The sequence below is a fragment of the Streptomyces sp. NPDC036813 genome, assembly GCF_055609245.1.
Map to the genome: position 1 here is coordinate 377,123 of NZ_JBVJPV010000001.1, position 15,284 is coordinate 392,406.

Genomic DNA, 15,284 nt, shown 5'->3' on the forward strand with positions numbered 1-15,284 from the left:
CGTTCATCCCGATTCAACCCGGTGTGCACGGGCCGCGTGAGGAATGTCAGTGCCGCATGCTGTGATGGAGGCATGATCCAAGAAACGGGAACCATCGAGGAGTTTCTCGCCCGCCACTCGGCCGACGTGGAGGAGGCGGTCCGCGAGGCCGCCGCGGCCGAGATCATGCCCCGCTGGCGGCAGCTCGCCGATCACGAGGTGGACGTCAAGAGCGGGCCGCACGACCTGGTGACGGACGCCGACCGCAAGGCCGAGCTGTATCTCACCGAGACCCTGCGCGCCCTGCTGCCGGGCTCCGTGGTGGTCGGCGAGGAGGCCGTGCACGCCAACCCGGCGACGTACGAGGCGATACGGGGCGCGGCCCCGGTGTGGATCGTCGACCCCGTCGACGGCACACGGCAGTTCGTGCACGGCGAGGACGGCTTCTGCACCCTGGTCGCGCTCGCCCAGGGCGGCGTCCTGCTGGCATCGTGGACGTTCGCACCCGCCCGCGGCCAGTTCGCCACCGCCGTGCGGGGCGGCGGCGCCCACCTCGACGGACAGCGGCTGTACGCCGGAGTGCCGGCCTCGGGCGAGGACCTGCGGGTCGCCACCTCGCACCCCGACTACACCACCGACGAACAGAAGCGGGCCCTGCTGGGCCTGTGGACGCCGGGAGTCGCACCGCGCGCCTGCGGTTCGGCGGGGCTTGAGTATCTGGCCGTCGCCCGCGGCGAGTCCGACGCCGTCGCCTTCTCCTGGGAGGCGGCATGGGACCACGCGGCGGGCCTGCTGCTCGTCGAGGAGGCGGGCGGTGTCCACCTGACGGTCACCGGTGAGCCGTTCCGCATCGCCGGCGGCAACGCCCTGCCCTTCACCGCGGCCCGCGACGCGGCCACGGCGCGCCGGATACAGGCGCTGCTGGCGCAGGGGGCGTGAGGGACGGGCGGCGCCGCTGTGGCAGGGGTGAAGCCCACGGACCGGCCGGCGGCGGCCGACCGCGCCGCCGGGCCTGTCGGTGCCCCGGCATATCCTGATCCCCTCAGGCAGGCCGTCGGCTGACGAAGGGGTCCGAAGGTGCCGTCGATGCTCGATGCGGTCGTGGTGGGTGCGGGGCCGAACGGACTGACCGCAGCCGTGGAGCTGGCCCGCCGCGGCTTCTCCGTCGCCCTGTTCGAGGCCCGCGACACCGTCGGCGGCGGCTCCCGCACCGAGGAGCTGACCCTGCCCGGGTTCCACCACGACCCGTGCGCCGCGGCCCACCCCCTCGCCGTCAACTCGCCCGCGTTCCGCGCCATGCCGCTGGAGCGCTACGGCCTTCAGTGGCTGCACCCCGAGCTGCCCATGGCGCACCCCTTCCCGGACGGCAGCGCGGCCGTGCTCGCCCGCTCGGTCGCCGAGACCGCCGCGTCCTTCGGCCCGCGCGACGCCGGGGCCTACCGCCGGCTGGTGGAGCCGTTCCTGTACCGCTGGGACACCCTCGTCCGGGACTTCATGTCCCTGCCGCTGACCGCGCTGCCCCGCGACCCGGTGACGCTCGCCCGCTTCGGCCTGGCCGGCCTGCCCCCGTCCACGTGGCTGATGCGCCGCTTCCGCGACGAGAAGGCGAGGACACTGTTCGCCGGTCTCGTCGCGCATGTCATGGCCCCGCTCGGCGGCGTCGCCACCAGCGCCATCGGCCTGGTCTTCGCGCTCGCCGCGCACGCCCGCGGCTGGCCCGTCGCCCGAGGCGGTTCCCAGGCGATCTCCGACGCGCTCGCCGCCTACCTGACCGACCTGGGCGGCGACATCCACACCGACTACGAGGTCAAGCGGCTCGACGACCTGCCCCCGGCCCGCGCCTACGTCTTCGACACCTCGCCCACCGCCCTGGCCCGCATCGCGGGCTTCGGTCGCCACTACGACGGCTTCCGCCACGGCCCCGGCGCCTTCAAGATCGACTACGCCCTGGACGGCCCGGTCCCGTGGACCGCGCCGCAGGCCCGCACCGCCGGGACCGTGCAGATCGGCGCGAACAGCGCGGAGATCGGCGCGGCGCTGCGCGCGGCCTCCCGCGAGGGCCGCGCCCCCGACCGGCCGTTCCTCATCACCGTGCAGCCGAGCGTGGTCGACCCCACCCGCGCGCCCGAAGGCCGCCACGTCTTCTGGGCCTACGGCCACGTCCCGAACGGCTGGACCGGCGACCTCACCGACGCCCTGGAACGTCAACTGGAGCGTTTCGCGCCGGGGTTCCGCGACCGTGTCCTCGCCCGCGCCACCGCCGGCCCGCCCGAACTGGCCGCCCGCAACGCCAACTACGTCGGCGGTGACATCGCCTCCGGCGCGGTGTCCGGGCTCCAGACCCTGCTGCGCCCCAGACTGTCCCTGTTCCCGTACGCCACCCCGCATCCGGCCGTCTTCATCTGCTCGTCGGCCACCCCGCCGGGCCCGGGCGTGCACGGCATGTCGGGGCACAACGCGGCCAAGGCCGTGTGGAGGAGGCTGAGGCAGGAATGACCACCATCACCCTGGTCCAGGGCGACATCACCCGGCAGAGCGCCGACGCCCTCGTCAACGCGGCCAACTCCTCCCTGCTGGGCGGCGGAGGCGTCGACGGCGCGATCCACCGCCGCGGCGGCCCGGCGATCCTTGACGACTGCCGCAAGCTGCGCGCCTCGCGGTACGGCAAGGGGCTGCCCACCGGCCGGGCGGTCGCCACCACCGCGGGCGAGCTGGACGCCCGCTGGGTGATCCACACGGTCGGCCCGGTCCACAGCGCGAGCGAGGACCGCTCCGACCTGCTCGCCTCCTGTTACCGGGAGTCCCTGCGCGTGGCCGACGAACTCGGCGCGAGGACCGTCGCCTTCCCCGCGATCTCCACGGGCGTCTACCGCTGGCCGATGGACGACGCGGCCCGCATCGCGGTCGAGACGGTCCGCACCACCCCCACCGCGGTGGAAGAGGTCCGCTTCGTCCTCTTCGACGACCGCGCGTACGACGCGTTCGCCCGGCAGCTGGGCTGACGCGGCGGCCCCTGGGGTCGCGGCCCTTCCGGAGCCGGGGTCGCTGACGATGCGTCAAAGTCACGCGCTAGCCTGGCCGCGCCCTGCGCCGGTGATCACCGACCGGTGCACGGAATGGAGCCGTTCCCCTGTATGGAGGTTGAAGCGATGCGTCTTGCCGATGGACCCGGGGTGGAGTGCGAGATCGAGATAGCGGCCGCGCCGGAACAGGTGTGGAAGATCGTTTCGGACATCGCCACCTCGGCGAAGTACAGCCCCGAGCTGCAGGAGGTGGAGTGGCTCGACGGGGCGCGCGAGCCGTCCGTCGGGGCGTGCTTCTCCGGCCGCAACCACAACGAGCACATAGGGGAGTGGCGCACCGTCAGCCGCATCACCGTGCTCGATGAGCCGCACACCTACGCCTGGGAGGTCGTCCGGCACAGCGACCGGGACGAAGAGGCGCTCGCGCGGTGGACGTACACCCTGGAGCCGGTCGCCGACGGGTCCGCCACCCGGCTGCGCCACGGCATGCGCATCGGCCCCGGCCGCGGCCCGCTGAACGACTTCGTGGAGAAGTTCCCGGAGCGCGAGGAGCAGATCGTCGACGGCCGGCTCGCCCTGCTGCGTACCGGTATCGAGGCGACGCTCGCCGGCGTGAAGGCCGAGGCCGAGGCGTAGCCGCTCCCGCGACCCGGCCCCGCCGGGGCACCGCCGCTTGGGCGCCGCGGCCTCGCCGGTCGCATGCCGTGGCATCACCGGTTCCGCGCCGACGTGAGCCGGTTTTGCGCCGACGTGAGCCGGTTTTGCCGCGCCGCTGATCCTGATGGGCGACGTGCGCCCATCAGGATCACACAAACTCCGACAGCATCATTGATAGGAAAGTGTTCGGGTTCTAGGGTGACGGTGGCTCAGTAGCCGCACGGTCACCATGAGTTGCGTGTCGGTCGTCAGGAAGGCCCCGGTCATGCCGCACCCGAACGCGTCCCCGTCCGCCCGCCCCGAGCGCACGGTCGTCAGCCGCCGTCGTCTCCTGGAGTCCTCCGTCGCCGTGCTCGGCGCGCTCGCCCTGTCCGGTCCGTCCACCGTCGCACATGCCGACGGCCCGCGGGAAGCGGCGGACGACCGCTCGGAGTGGAACGGACACATGGCCCTGTTCCAGGTGGGCACCGAGCCCCCGCACACCACCCTCATGCCGTACGCGAACCTCGCCCAGGCGCTGAAGGCCGACCGCACCGCCTCGCCGTACCGGATGAGCCTCGACGGGACCTGGAAGTTCGCCTACGCCGACCGTCCCGACGACCGGGACGCCGACTTCCACCGTACCGACCTCGACGACCGGGACTGGGAGACCATCCCCGTCCCCTCCGTGTGGCAACTGCACGGCCACGACTTCCCGATCTACGTCAACATCACCTACCCCTACTGGGGTCCCAACGGCCTCGGCGAGGACCCGCAGCCGCCCACCGCGCCGACCCGCTACAACCCCGTCGGCCAGTACCGGCGCACGTTCACCGTCCCCGGCGACTGGTCCGGCCGCCGCACCTTCCTGCACTTCGAGGGCGTCAAGTCCGCGCACTACGTGTGGATCAACGGGCAGCTCGTCGGCTACCACGAGGACTCCTACACGCCGGCCGAGTACGACATCACCGACCACCTGAAGGCCGGCACCAACCAGATCGCCGTCGAGGTCTACCGCTACTCCGACGGCGACTGGCTGGAGGACCAGGACATGATCCGGCTGAGCGGCATCTTCCGCTCGGTCTACCTGTACTCCACGCCGAGCGTGCACCTGCGCGACTTCAAGCTGGACACCCCGCTCGGCGACGGCTACCGGTCGGCGGAGCTGAAGGTGACCGCGAGCGTGCGCGACTACGGCGGCGGGGGCGGTGGCCGGCACACCGTCGAGTGCACGCTGTACGACGCCGACGGCCACCCGGTCTGGCCGCGGCCCCTGCCGCTGAGCGCCGACCTCGGCTCCGGCGGCGAGCTGACCGTGCAGGCCGCCAGGGCCGTACCCGATCCGAAGCTGTGGTCGGCCGAGCGGCCGTATCTCTACACCGCCGTCCTGCAACTGCGCGACCCGGCCGGGAGGGTGACCGAGACGCTCTCGCACCGGGTCGGGCTGCGCGAGTTCGCGCTCAAGGACGGCCTGATGCGCATCAACGGCCGGCCGGTGTCGTTCCGCGGCACCAACCGCCACGAGATGCACCCCGACCGCGGCACCGCGCTCACCCGCGCCGACCTGGTGCGCGACATCGAGATCATCAAGCGGATGAACATCAACTCGGTCCGCACCTCCCACTACCCGAACAACCCGCAGTGGCTGGAACTCGCGGACGAGTACGGTCTCTACCTCGTCGACGAGACCAACCTGGAGACGCACGGCGTCCGCGGCCAGTACCCCGGCAGCCACCCCGAGTGGACCGCCGCCTGCGTCGCCCGTGCGCAGAACATGGTCCACCGCGACAAGAACCACGCCTCGGTGGTCATCTGGTCCCTCGGCAACGAGGCCGGCGGCGGCAGTACGTTCTCCGCCATGCACGACTGGATCCGCTCCTACGACCCCACCCGCGTCATCCAGTACGAGGGCGACGACCGCCCCGGCGTCAGCGACATCCGCTCGGAGATGTACGACACCCCGGCGCGCGTGGAGCAGCGGGCCGAGGACACCACCGACACCCGGCCGTACGTCATGATCGAGTACGCCCACGCGATGGGCAACTCCAACGGCAACCTCAAGCAGTACTGGGAGCTGATCCGGCGCTACGACGTGCTGCAGGGCGGCTGGATCTGGGACTTCGTCGACCAGTCGCTGAGCTGGCCGACCCCCGCGCGCACGCTCCTCACCGAGACCGGGCCGGGCAGGCTGCGTGGTGAGATCCTCCCGGCGCACGGCCGCTTCGACCGGGCCAAGGGCGTCAGCGGCGGCACCGTCTTCGCCCGCGACGACCGCCTCGACCTCACCGGTTCGCTCACCCTGGAAGCCTGGATCACGCCGCGCGTCACCGGTTACCACCAGCCGATCCTCGCCAAGGGCGACACCCAGTACGCGCTCAAACAGACCAACGGGAACCTGGAGTTCTCCATCCACAGCGCCGGTCAGTGGGTCACCGCGAGCTGGGCACTGCCCGCGGACTGGGCCGGCCGCGAACACCATGTCGCCGGCGTCTTCGACGCGGACGCGGGCACGGTCACGCTGTACGCCGACGGCGCGGTGAGGGCGACACGGAAGACCCCCCTGCGGCCGACCAGCACCACCGCGCCCCTCTCCCTCGCCACCGATGTCGACAACCCGACCCGGGAGTTCAGCGGCACGATCCGGCGGGCACGGGTCCACGCCCGTGCGCTGGGCGCCGGTGAGCTGGCCGCCGAGGGGCGCGGGCCGGGGGACGCGGGGGTGCGGTTCTGGTTCGACGCGGCCACGGTGGGACTCACCGAGGTCGAGCCGAAGGAGAAGACGTTCTTCGCGTTCGGCGGTGACTGGGGCGACAACCCGAACGACGGCGCCTTCGCCGCCGACGGCATCGTCACCGCCGACCGCGGTCACACCGGCAAGGCCGCCGAGGTCAAGCGGATCTACCAGGCGATCAACGCCGCCCCTGCCGGTCGGGACCCGCGCCGGGTGACGCTCACCAACGAATACCTGTTCACCAACGTCCGGGAATTCGACGGAACTTGGTCGCTCGTCGCCGACGGCGTCGTCGTGCAGAAGGGAAAGCTGACCCGGGATCAGCTGGACGTCCCACCGCTCACCCGCAAGGACGTCACCGTGCCGCTGACCCTGCCCGGCAGCCCCGCGCCCGGCACGGACCACTTCCTCGAGCTGTCCTTCACCACCCGGGAGGCCACGCCCTGGGCGAAGGCCGGCTTCGAGGTGGCCCGGCAGCAGATCCCGCTCGACGCGGGCAGCCCGGCCGTGACCCCCGCCCCGCTCGGCTCCGTGCCCGCGCTGCGGTACGCCGACACGGCCGCGTCCGTCACCGTCACCGGCGCGGACTTCACCGTCACCGTCGACAAGCGCACCGGCCTCATCACCACCTACGAGGCCGCCGGGATGCGCCTGATCACCTCGGGCCCCGTGCCCAACTACTGGCGTGCGCCCACCGACAACGACCGCGGCAACGGCCAGCACACCCGCAACCAGACATGGCGCGACGCGGGCGCGCGCCGCGCCGTGACCGGGGTGACCGTGCGGCCCGTGCGCGACCGCGCCGTCGAGATCAAGGTGACCGGCACCCTGCCCACCACGGTGGCGTCGGCGTACTCCACCACCTACACGGTGTTCGGCAACGCCGAGATCCGCGTCGATCACAGCCTGCACCCGGGCGCCGCGAGCCTGCCGTACCTTCCGGAAGTCGGCACGATGCTGTTCCTGCCGGAGCGGCTGGAGCACCTGCACTACTACGGGCGCGGGCCCGAGGACAACTACTGGGACCGCAACGACGGCACCGACGTCGGCCTGTGGTCCGGGACGGTCTCCGAGCAGTGGACCTCCTACATCCGCCCCCAGGAGAACGGCAACAAGACCGACGTGCGCTGGGCCGCCCTCACGGACGCCGCCGGCCGCGGCCTGCTGGTGGCCGGGGAGCCGCTGATCGAGGTCAACGCCTCTCACTTCACCCCCGAGGACCTCTCCCTCGGCGTCCGCCACGACTACCAGCTCACCCCGCGCAAGGAGGTCGTCCTGCGGGTCAACCACCGCCAGATGGGCGTCGGCGGCGACAACAGCTGGGGCGCCCACACCCACGACGAGTACAAACTCTTCACCGACCGCGACTACACGTACACCTACCGCCTGCGCCCTCTCACGGACGTGGACCGGGCCACGTCGCTGTCCCGCCGGCCGACCGGAACCGTCTGACCCGGGCGGCCTGCGAGACGGAGGACTCGCTCGTCACCCCGGAGCAAGGACCAAGATCACACCCCCCGTGCGGGCGAGATCCGTGATCGGCGTGGCGGGGAGGCGGTGGGGGAGAAAGAATCCGGGGGTCAGCACTTCACGGCACACCCGAAAAGGAAGTCCCCATGGTCGAGCAGGACGAGCGCTTCGACGTCGTGGTCCTCGGCGCGGGCCCCGGCGGCTACGTGGCCGCGATCCGCGCCGCCCAGCTGGGCAAGCGCGTCGCCGTCGTCGAGGAGAAGTACTGGGGCGGCGTCTGCCTGAACGTCGGCTGCATCCCCACCAAGGCGCTGCTGCGCAACGCCGAGCTCGCGCACATCGTCACCCGTGAGGCGAAGACCTTCGGCATCAAGTCGGACAGCCCCATCTCCTTCGACTACGGCGAGGCCTTCCGCCGCAGCCGCCGTGTCGCCGACGGCCGGGTCAAGGGCGTCCACTACCTGATGAAGAAGAACAAGATCACGGAGTTCGACGGCCGGGGTACCTTCCTCGACGCGAACACCCTCCAGGTCGCCGACTACGACGGCAACACGCGCACGATCGGCTTCGACAACTGCATCATCGCCACCGGCGCCACCCCCAAGCTGCTGCCCGGCACCAAGCGCAGCGCGCGCGTGGTGACCTACGAGGAGCAGATCCTCGCCGAGGACCTCCCGCAGTCGATCGTCATCGCGGGCGCCGGCGCGATCGGCATCGAGTTCGCCTATGTGCTGCACAACTACGGCGTGAAGGTCACCATCGTCGAGTTCCTGGACCGCGTCGCCCCGCTGGAGGACGCCGAGGTCTCCGCGGAGCTGGCCAAGCAGTACCGCAAGCTGGGCATCGACGTGCTCACCTCCACCCGGGTCGACGCCATCGACGAGTCCGGCCCGCAGGTCCGCGTCACCGTCACCGCGGGGGACGGCTCCCAGCAGGTACTGGAGGCCGACAAGGTGCTCCAGGCCATCGGCTTCGCCCCGAACGTCGAGGGCTACGGCCTGGAAAACACCGGCGTCAAGGTCACCGACCGCGGCGCCATCGACGTCGACGGCCGCTGCCGCACCTCCGTGCCGCACATCTACGCCATCGGTGACGTCACCGCGAAGCTGATGCTGGCGCACGCCGCCGAGGCGATGGGCGTGGTCGCCGCCGAGACCATCGCGGACGCGGAGACCATGGAGCTGGAGTACGCGATGATCCCGCGCGCCACGTACTGCCAGCCGCAGATCGCCAGCTTCGGCTACACCGAGGCCCAGGCCCGCGACCTCGGCTACGACGTGAAGGTCGCGAAGTTCCCCTTCACCGCCAACGGCAAGGCGCACGGCCTCGGCGACTCCACCGGCTTCGTCAAGCTGATCAGCGACGCCAAGTACGGCGAGCTGATCGGCGGCCACCTCATCGGCCCCGACGTCACCGAGCTGCTGCCCGAGCTGACCCTGGCCCAGCAGTGGGACCTCACCGTCCACGAGGTCGCCCGCAACGTCCACGCCCATCCGACGCTGGGCGAGGCGGTCAAGGAGGCCGTCCACGGACTCGCCGGACACATGATCAACTTCTAACGCGGGTCACCGGTGCTCGCCCCGCTCGGGCGGGCACCGGACCGGGCGAGCAGCGGCCCCAGCGCCAGCAGCACCGCCAGCGCCGCGTACCCGTACGTCAGGGTCGCCGCCGACGCCACACCCGCGACCAGCAACGGCCCGCCCGCGTCGCCCAGTTCCCGGCCCAGCTCCGCCGCCCCCATGGTCTGCCCCAGCCGCTCCTTCGGCGTCCCCGCGGCCAGCGCGGCGAACCCCAGCGGCGTGATCAGCCCGGTGCCGGTCCCGATCAGCACGGCGGCCGACAGAACGCCCACCAGGCCCGGCAGCATCGCGCACCCCGCCCCGGCCGACGCCAGCAGCAGCCCCGCGCCCAGCCCGGCCCCCGTCCCCAGCCGCCCGGCGTCCAGCGCCCGCCCGGCCCGCGGCTGCACCGCCGCCGCGCACGCCGCCAGCACCGACACCGCCGCGCCCGTCGCCACGGGCCCGAGCCCGGCCGCCCGCCCGGACACCGGCAGGAAACCCACCCCCACCGACAGCGCGGCCGTCGCCCCCGCCAGCGCTGCCGTCGGCACCAGGAACACCGGGTCGGCCAGCCGCCGCGCCAGATCCACCACCGTCTGCCGCTCCTTCGGCAGCGGCGGCACGACCGGCACGGCCACCCACGCCCAGAGCGCGACGGCGGCGCCGAGCACCGCGAGCACCCCGAACAGCAGCCGCAGCCCCCCGGCCCACACCAGCACCCCGCCCAGCAGCGGGCCCAGCGTGTAGCCGACGGACTTGAAGAAGCCGTAGCTGCCGAAGGCACGGCCCTGCCCAGCCGCCGGGTTCAGCCGGGACACCAGCGCCGAGGCCGACGGGGAGAACGCGGAGGCCGCCGCACCCTGCCCGAGCCGCGCCGCCCACAGCCAGCCGGGCCGGTCCACGGCGACGTACAGGGCGGACGCGGCCGCGAACGCGACCAGCCCGCCGAGCAGCACCGGACGCGCCCCGACCCGGTCGGCCAGCGTGCCGAACAGCGGCTTGAGCAGCACCTCCGCGCCGTCGTACAGCGCGAGCAGAGCGCCGAGGACCAGCAGCGAGGTGACGGCGTCCGCGTCGGCCGCGCCGAGGTTGGCTGCGATGCCGTGCGCCCCGAAGGCGGTGGTGAAACCGGCCGCGTACAGCGGCCCCGTCGCCCGGCGCGGCGCCGGCTCGTCCGGCGGCGTCACCGTGCCCCGGCCGGGGGTACTCCGTGTGCCGGCCGGCGGCCGGTGACGACTCCGTGGGCCATGGCCGTATCGTAACGACGCGACGGCAGGCGGTGAACGCGTCCCGGCGGTGATCCGTCGCCGCCCAGCCCGCGCCGCGTTGATGTCGGATTTCCGCCAGCCCGGCCCACGTCGCGTGGCCGATGCTTGAGGCATGCAGAACGGGATGCACACCGACCGGGAGCGGTGCGTGCGCGCCGTCCAGTCCAAGGACGCGCGCTTCGACGGCTGGTTCTTCACCGCCGTCCTGACCACCGGCATCTACTGCCGGCCCAGTTGCCCGGCCGTGCCGCCGAAGCCCGACAACATGACCTTCCATCCGAGCGCGGCCGCCTGCCAGCAGGCCGGCTTCCGCGCCTGCAAACGCTGCCGCCCCGACACCAGCCCCGGCTCGCCCGAGTGGAACCAGCGCGCCGACCTCACCGCCCGCGCCATGCGGCTGATCGCCGACGGCGTCGTGGACCGCGAGGGCGTGCCCGGCCTCGCCGCCCGCCTCGGCTACAGCACCCGCCAGGTCGAGCGCCAACTGCTCGCCGAGCTGGGCGCGGGACCCCTGGCCCTGGCCCGCGCCCAGCGGGCCCAGACCGCGCGCCTGCTCATCGAGACGACACCGCTGCCGATGGCGGACATCGCCTTCGCCGCCGGCTTCTCCTCCATCCGCGCCTTCAACGACACCGTCCGCGAGGTCTTCGCCCTCGCCCCGAGCGACCTGCGCGCCCGCGCCCCGCGCAGCGCCGCGCCGACCGCCCCCGGCACCCTGTCACTGCGCCTGCCCTTCCGGGCCCCGCTCAACCCCGACAACCTCTTCGGCCACCTCGCCGCGACCGCCGTACCCGGCGTCGAGGAGTGGCGGGACGGCTCCTACCGGCGCACGCTGCGGCTGCCGTACGGGCACGGCATCGTCGCCCTCACGCCCCGGCCCGACCACATCGCCTGCCGCCTCACCCTCACCGACCTGCGCGACCTCACCGTCGCCATCAGCCGCTGCCGCCGGCTGCTCGACCTGGACGCCGACCCGGTCGCCGTCGACGACGCGCTGCGCGCCGACCCGCTGCTCGCCCCCCTGGTCGACAAGGCCCCCGGGCGGCGCGTGCCGCGCACCGTCGACGAGGCGGAGTTCGCGGTACGGGCCGTGCTCGGACAGCAGGTGTCCACGGCCGCCGCCCGCACCCACGCCGCCCGGCTCACCACGGCGCACGGCGAGCCGGTCACCGACCCGGAGGGCGGCCTCACCCACCTCTTCCCGTCCCCGCAGGCCCTCGCGGCGGTCGACCCCGAAACCCTGGCGATGCCCCGCACCCGCCGCACCACGCTCACCACCCTGGTCCGTCACCTGGCGGACGGCTCGCTCCACCTGGGCGTCGAGAGCGACTGGGCGCAGACCCGCGCCCGGCTGCTGGACCTGCCCGGCTTCGGTCCCTGGACCGTCGACGTCATCGCGATGCGCGCCCTCGGCGACCCCGACGCCTTCCTCCCCACCGACCTCGGCATCCGGCGCGCGGCCGCCGAGCTGGGCCTGCCCGCCACCCCGGCCGCCCTCACCGCCCGCGCGACGGCCTGGCGCCCCTGGCGGGCCTACGCCGTGCAGTACCTCTGGGCGACCGACGACCACCCCATCAACTTCCTTCCCGTGTGAGGACGTTCATGAAGCAGCACACCGTGATCGACAGCCCCTGCGGCCCGCTGACCCTCGTCGCCGACGACGGCGTCCTGTGCGGGCTGTACATGACCGCGCAGCGCCATCGCCCACCCGAGGAGACCTTCGGCGACCGCGACCCGACCCCGTTCGCCGAGGCGGAGGAGCAGCTGAAGGGCTACTTCGCGGGCCAGTTGCGGGAGTTCACCCTCGAACTGCGCCTCGACGGCACCCCGTTCCAGCGCAGGGTGTGGGAACAGCTGCGGGCGATCCCCTACGGCGAGCGGCGCACCTACGGCGAACTGGCCGCCGTCCTCGGCACCCCGCGCGCCTCCCGCGCGGTCGGTCTCGCCAACGGCAGGAACCCGATCGGCATCATCGTCCCCTGCCACCGCGTCGTCGGCGCCGACGGCGGCCTCACCGGCTACGGCGGCGGCCTGTCCCGCAAGCGCCAACTGCTGGACTTCGAAGGCGGTGCGGCGCTGTTCTGACCGCCGTGCGCACGTGCTGTGCAGATTCACCGCAGACGCACCGGGACCGGACGACTGCCCTCCGTATGCGTGTTTGGATCTTCCGGCAGCCAGTACGAAGGGAACAGTCATGAACTCCGTTTACCAGGTCGAGACCGCCGAGATCTCCGAGGCCGAACTCGACGACGTCGCCGGTGGTCTCGCCGTGCACGCCGGTGTGGGCCTCGGCGCCGGGCTCGCCGTCGGCGCCGCGGGGACCGGCGAGGCGTGCCTGCAGGCCCAGCTCTGCGTCGAGGTCGCGCTCTGACCGAGGCCTGACGCCCGCGGCCGCCAACTGCACCGGCAGCAGGAGCGGTTGAAGGCCGCGGACCTCACCCGTCCTCGCCGCCGCCGATCCGGCGCAGCAGTGCGGGCAGCGCCGTGCCGATGGGCTCGCGGATCACCTCGTCCGCGAGCTCGTCGTACGGAGTCGGCTCGGCGTTGACGATGATCAGCCGCGCCCCGTGGTCGACGGCGACACCCGCGAGCCCGGCCGCCGGATGCACCTGGAGCGAGGTGCCGACGGCGATGAACACCTGGCACGCCCTGCTGACCGCGGCCGCCTCACCGAGCAGCATCGGGTCGAGCCGCTCGCCGAACATGACGGTCGCCGGCTTCAGGATGCCGCCGCAGTCCCGGCAGGACGGATCCTCCTCACCGGCGTCGACCCGGGACAGGGCGTCCTCCATCGAACTGCGCGCATGACACGCGGTACACAGCACGCTGCGGGCACTGCCGTGCAGTTCGAGCACCTTGCGGGCGGGCATCCCGGCCAGCTGGTGCAGCCCGTCCACGTTCTGCGTGATCACCCGCACCGGCACCCCGGTCCGCTCCAGCTCCGCGACGGCCCGGTGCGCGGCGTTGGGCCGCGCCAGGAGCGCGCCGCTCTCGCGCCGCATCCGCCAGGAGCGCCGCCGGATCTCCGGATCCGCCATGTAGTACGCGTACGTCACGAGCTTCTCGGCATCCGGATCGCGCCGCCACAGCCCGTGCGGGCCTCGGTAGTCGGGGATGCCGGAGTCGGTCGAGATGCCCGCGCCACTGAGGATCGCTACAAGGGGCCTGGTCATGGGGCCGAGAGTAGGACGCCCGTGCGCGCGGAGCGAGCGAGTATCCGACCGGAAAGGGCCCGGACGGGGGGCCGGCGATAAGCGGTCGTCCGGGCGGCGTGGTCCCGCTACGGTGGCCCGGTGTCCGAGCTGACGACCGACAGGCTTCTGCTGCGCCACTGGCGCGAGTCCGACCTCGCCCCGTGGGCGGCCATGAACGCCGACCCCGAGGTGCGCGCGTACTTCCCCGACGTCCTCACGCCGGAGCGGAGCGACGCGTCCGTGGCGCGTTTCCAGGCCGACCTGGACCGGCGCGGCTGGGGCTGGTGGGCGGTCGAGGTGCGGGCCACCGGCGCGTTCATCGGGTTCGCCGGGCTGGACCCGGTGGAAGAGGACGTGCCGTTCACCGGAGTGGAGGCCGGGTGGCGGCTGGCCCGCCCCGCCTGGGGGCACGGCTACGCCACCGAGGCGGCCCGGGCGGTGCTGGACTTCGGCTTCACGCGTCTGCGGCTGCGGGAGATCCTCGCGGTGACGGCGGCCGCCAACGTCCGCTCGCAGGCCGTCATGCGCCGGCTCGGCATGACCCACGACCCGGCCGACGACTTCGACGACCCGGCCGTGCCGGACGGCCCGCTGCGCCGCAGCGTCGTGTACCGGCTCGGCGCCCCCTCCGCACGCCGCTGAGGACGGTGCCCGAACCCGTTCCTCCGGCGGGCGCCCGGTGTTAGGGTCCGCGCATGGCCAAGGTCACCGTCTCCCTCGACGCCGAACTGGTCGTCGAGGTCATGGTCCTCGCGGGCGTGGGCAGCCCCCAGGACGCCGTCGAACTCGTCGTCCGCGACTACATCGAGCGCGGCCACCGCACCGAGGCCCGCACGGCGACCCGCGACGAGGCGCTGCACCAGGTGGACATCAAGCCGAGGGACGTCGAGGGCTGAGCACGCCGGCGCTCACGCGACTCGGTGCCCGTTCTCCAGTTCCGCCGTGCCCGAGTCCTCCGCCAGGACGTCGAGCGCGGCCAGGACCCGACTGCCCAGGGGGTCGAGGAGGTAGCCGGTCAGCTCCTCGCGCGGCACCAGCCGCCAGGACAGCAGCTCCTCCTCCTGCAGCCGGATCGCCTTGAAGTCGTCCTCGGTCAGCACACCGCCGTCGTACAGATACGCCACCAGCGGCGGCCGGCCGGGGCCGTGCGACCAGTCCACGGTGAGCAGCCGGCCCAGCGGCCGGTCCAGACCGATCTCCTCCAGCGTCTCGCGCCGCGCGCCCTGCCGCGGCGTCTCACCGTCGTCGGACTCGATCGTGCCGCCCGGCAGCGCCCAGCCCTCGCGGTAGTTGGGCTCCACCAGCAGCACCCGGCCCCCGGCGTCCCGGAACAGCACGGCGGCCCCGGCGAGCACACGCGGGAGGGAGGCGATGTAGGTCGCGAAGTCAGCTGTGGTCATCCAGGAAGGGTAACCAGCCCGCCC

14 protein-coding genes are annotated in these 15,284 nt (G+C 73.0%); 11 read left to right on the forward strand and 3 right to left on the reverse strand.

Annotation, left to right across the window (positions count from 1 at the left end; all coding sequences use genetic code 11):
* The first annotated feature begins 72 nt into the window (after positions 1–72).
* The 6 genes from ACZ67Q_RS01550 to lpdA all read left to right on the forward strand — a co-directional run bounded on the left by ACZ67Q_RS01550 (position 73) and on the right by lpdA (position 9,398).
* The gene (locus ACZ67Q_RS01550) at positions 73–918 is read left to right on the forward strand and encodes an inositol monophosphatase family protein (protein WP_471175041.1); all 846 of its coding nucleotides are present in this window, start codon (positions 73–75) and stop codon (positions 916–918) included.
* A gap of 147 nt (positions 919–1,065) precedes the next feature.
* Positions 1,066–2,475 carry a phytoene desaturase family protein gene (locus tag ACZ67Q_RS01555; RefSeq protein WP_471175043.1) on the forward strand — a complete coding sequence of 470 codons (1,410 nt, stop codon included), beginning with the start codon at positions 1,066–1,068 and terminating at the stop codon, positions 2,473–2,475.
* Entirely contained in the window at positions 2,472–2,981 is a 510-nt protein-coding gene (locus ACZ67Q_RS01560) for an O-acetyl-ADP-ribose deacetylase (protein ID WP_471175045.1), read from the forward strand. The genes ACZ67Q_RS01555 and ACZ67Q_RS01560 overlap by 4 nt, the downstream gene beginning before the upstream one ends.
* A gap of 147 nt (positions 2,982–3,128) precedes the next feature.
* Positions 3,129–3,638, forward strand: coding sequence for an SRPBCC family protein (locus ACZ67Q_RS01565; RefSeq protein ID WP_471175047.1), 510 nt, complete (start codon positions 3,129–3,131; stop codon positions 3,636–3,638).
* A 286-nt stretch (positions 3,639–3,924) separates the two neighbouring features.
* Positions 3,925–7,821, forward strand: a complete 3,897-nt coding sequence (locus ACZ67Q_RS01570) for a glycoside hydrolase family 2 TIM barrel-domain containing protein (RefSeq protein WP_471175981.1) — start codon at positions 3,925–3,927, stop codon at positions 7,819–7,821.
* 164 nt (positions 7,822–7,985) lie between these two features.
* The gene (lpdA, locus tag ACZ67Q_RS01575; protein WP_471175049.1) at positions 7,986–9,398 is read left to right on the forward strand and encodes a dihydrolipoyl dehydrogenase; all 1,413 of its coding nucleotides are present in this window, start codon (positions 7,986–7,988) and stop codon (positions 9,396–9,398) included.
* Here lpdA and ACZ67Q_RS01580 read toward each other — a convergent pair.
* Positions 9,395–10,585, reverse strand: coding sequence for an MFS transporter (locus ACZ67Q_RS01580; RefSeq protein ID WP_471175051.1), 1,191 nt, complete (start codon positions 10,583–10,585; stop codon positions 9,395–9,397). The genes lpdA and ACZ67Q_RS01580 overlap by 4 nt on opposite strands.
* Before the next feature lie 205 nt (positions 10,586–10,790).
* Between ACZ67Q_RS01580 and ACZ67Q_RS01585 the strand changes: the two genes are divergently transcribed.
* The 3 genes from ACZ67Q_RS01585 (at position 10,791) to ACZ67Q_RS01595 (ending at position 13,037) form a co-directional block, all read left to right on the forward strand.
* Positions 10,791–12,260 (forward strand): AlkA N-terminal domain-containing protein, encoded by a 1,470-nt coding sequence (locus tag ACZ67Q_RS01585; protein WP_471175984.1) that lies wholly within the window; start codon positions 10,791–10,793, stop codon positions 12,258–12,260.
* Positions 12,261–12,268: 8 nt separating this feature from the next.
* Positions 12,269–12,751: a methylated-DNA--[protein]-cysteine S-methyltransferase gene (locus ACZ67Q_RS01590; protein ID WP_471175053.1), complete on the forward strand. Its 483-nt coding sequence runs from the start codon at positions 12,269–12,271 to the stop codon at positions 12,749–12,751.
* A gap of 109 nt (positions 12,752–12,860) precedes the next feature.
* Positions 12,861–13,037, forward strand: coding sequence for a hypothetical protein (locus ACZ67Q_RS01595; protein ID WP_471175055.1), 177 nt, complete (start codon positions 12,861–12,863; stop codon positions 13,035–13,037).
* 64 nt (positions 13,038–13,101) lie between these two features.
* Here ACZ67Q_RS01595 and ACZ67Q_RS01600 read toward each other — a convergent pair whose 3' ends face one another.
* Entirely contained in the window at positions 13,102–13,839 is a 738-nt protein-coding gene (locus tag ACZ67Q_RS01600) for an SIR2 family NAD-dependent protein deacylase (RefSeq protein ID WP_471175057.1), read from the reverse strand.
* Positions 13,840–13,959: 120 nt separating this feature from the next.
* Here ACZ67Q_RS01600 and ACZ67Q_RS01605 point away from each other — a divergent pair, with 120 nt between their 5' ends.
* Complete coding sequence (locus ACZ67Q_RS01605) at positions 13,960–14,502, forward strand: GNAT family N-acetyltransferase (RefSeq protein WP_471175059.1); 543 nt, start codon at positions 13,960–13,962, stop codon at positions 14,500–14,502.
* A gap of 53 nt (positions 14,503–14,555) precedes the next feature.
* A complete protein-coding gene (locus ACZ67Q_RS01610; protein ID WP_471175061.1) occupies positions 14,556–14,756 on the forward strand; it encodes a type II toxin-antitoxin system VapB family antitoxin in 201 nt (66 codons plus the stop codon).
* A gap of 12 nt (positions 14,757–14,768) precedes the next feature.
* On the opposite strand, the gene ACZ67Q_RS01615 is transcribed toward ACZ67Q_RS01610, so the two are convergent.
* Entirely contained in the window at positions 14,769–15,260 is a 492-nt protein-coding gene (locus tag ACZ67Q_RS01615) for an NUDIX domain-containing protein (protein WP_471175063.1), read from the reverse strand.
* Between the last annotated feature and the right edge of the window lie 24 nt (positions 15,261–15,284).

Excerpts from the sequence above, each read along its gene's own strand:
- ACZ67Q_RS01570 (WP_471175981.1), top strand. The coding sequence starts at position 3,925 with ATGCCGCACCCGAACGCGTCCCCGTCCGCCCGCCCCGAGCGCACGGTC.
- ACZ67Q_RS01610 (WP_471175061.1), top strand. The coding sequence starts at position 14,556 with ATGGCCAAGGTCACCGTCTCCCTCGACGCCGAACTGGTCGTCGAGGTC.
- ACZ67Q_RS01555 (WP_471175043.1), top strand. The coding sequence starts at position 1,066 with ATGCTCGATGCGGTCGTGGTGGGTGCGGGGCCGAACGGACTGACCGCA.
- ACZ67Q_RS01550 (WP_471175041.1), top strand. The coding sequence starts at position 73 with ATGATCCAAGAAACGGGAACCATCGAGGAGTTTCTCGCCCGCCACTCG.
- lpdA (WP_471175049.1), top strand. The coding sequence starts at position 7,986 with ATGGTCGAGCAGGACGAGCGCTTCGACGTCGTGGTCCTCGGCGCGGGC.
- ACZ67Q_RS01615 (WP_471175063.1), bottom strand. The coding sequence starts at position 15,260 with ATGACCACAGCTGACTTCGCGACCTACATCGCCTCCCTCCCGCGTGTG.
- ACZ67Q_RS01590 (WP_471175053.1), top strand. The coding sequence starts at position 12,269 with ATGAAGCAGCACACCGTGATCGACAGCCCCTGCGGCCCGCTGACCCTC.
- ACZ67Q_RS01595 (WP_471175055.1), top strand. The coding sequence starts at position 12,861 with ATGAACTCCGTTTACCAGGTCGAGACCGCCGAGATCTCCGAGGCCGAA.
- ACZ67Q_RS01585 (WP_471175984.1), top strand. The coding sequence starts at position 10,791 with ATGCACACCGACCGGGAGCGGTGCGTGCGCGCCGTCCAGTCCAAGGAC.
- ACZ67Q_RS01560 (WP_471175045.1), top strand. The coding sequence starts at position 2,472 with ATGACCACCATCACCCTGGTCCAGGGCGACATCACCCGGCAGAGCGCC.
- ACZ67Q_RS01565 (WP_471175047.1), top strand. The coding sequence starts at position 3,129 with ATGCGTCTTGCCGATGGACCCGGGGTGGAGTGCGAGATCGAGATAGCG.
- ACZ67Q_RS01600 (WP_471175057.1), bottom strand. The coding sequence starts at position 13,839 with ATGACCAGGCCCCTTGTAGCGATCCTCAGTGGCGCGGGCATCTCGACC.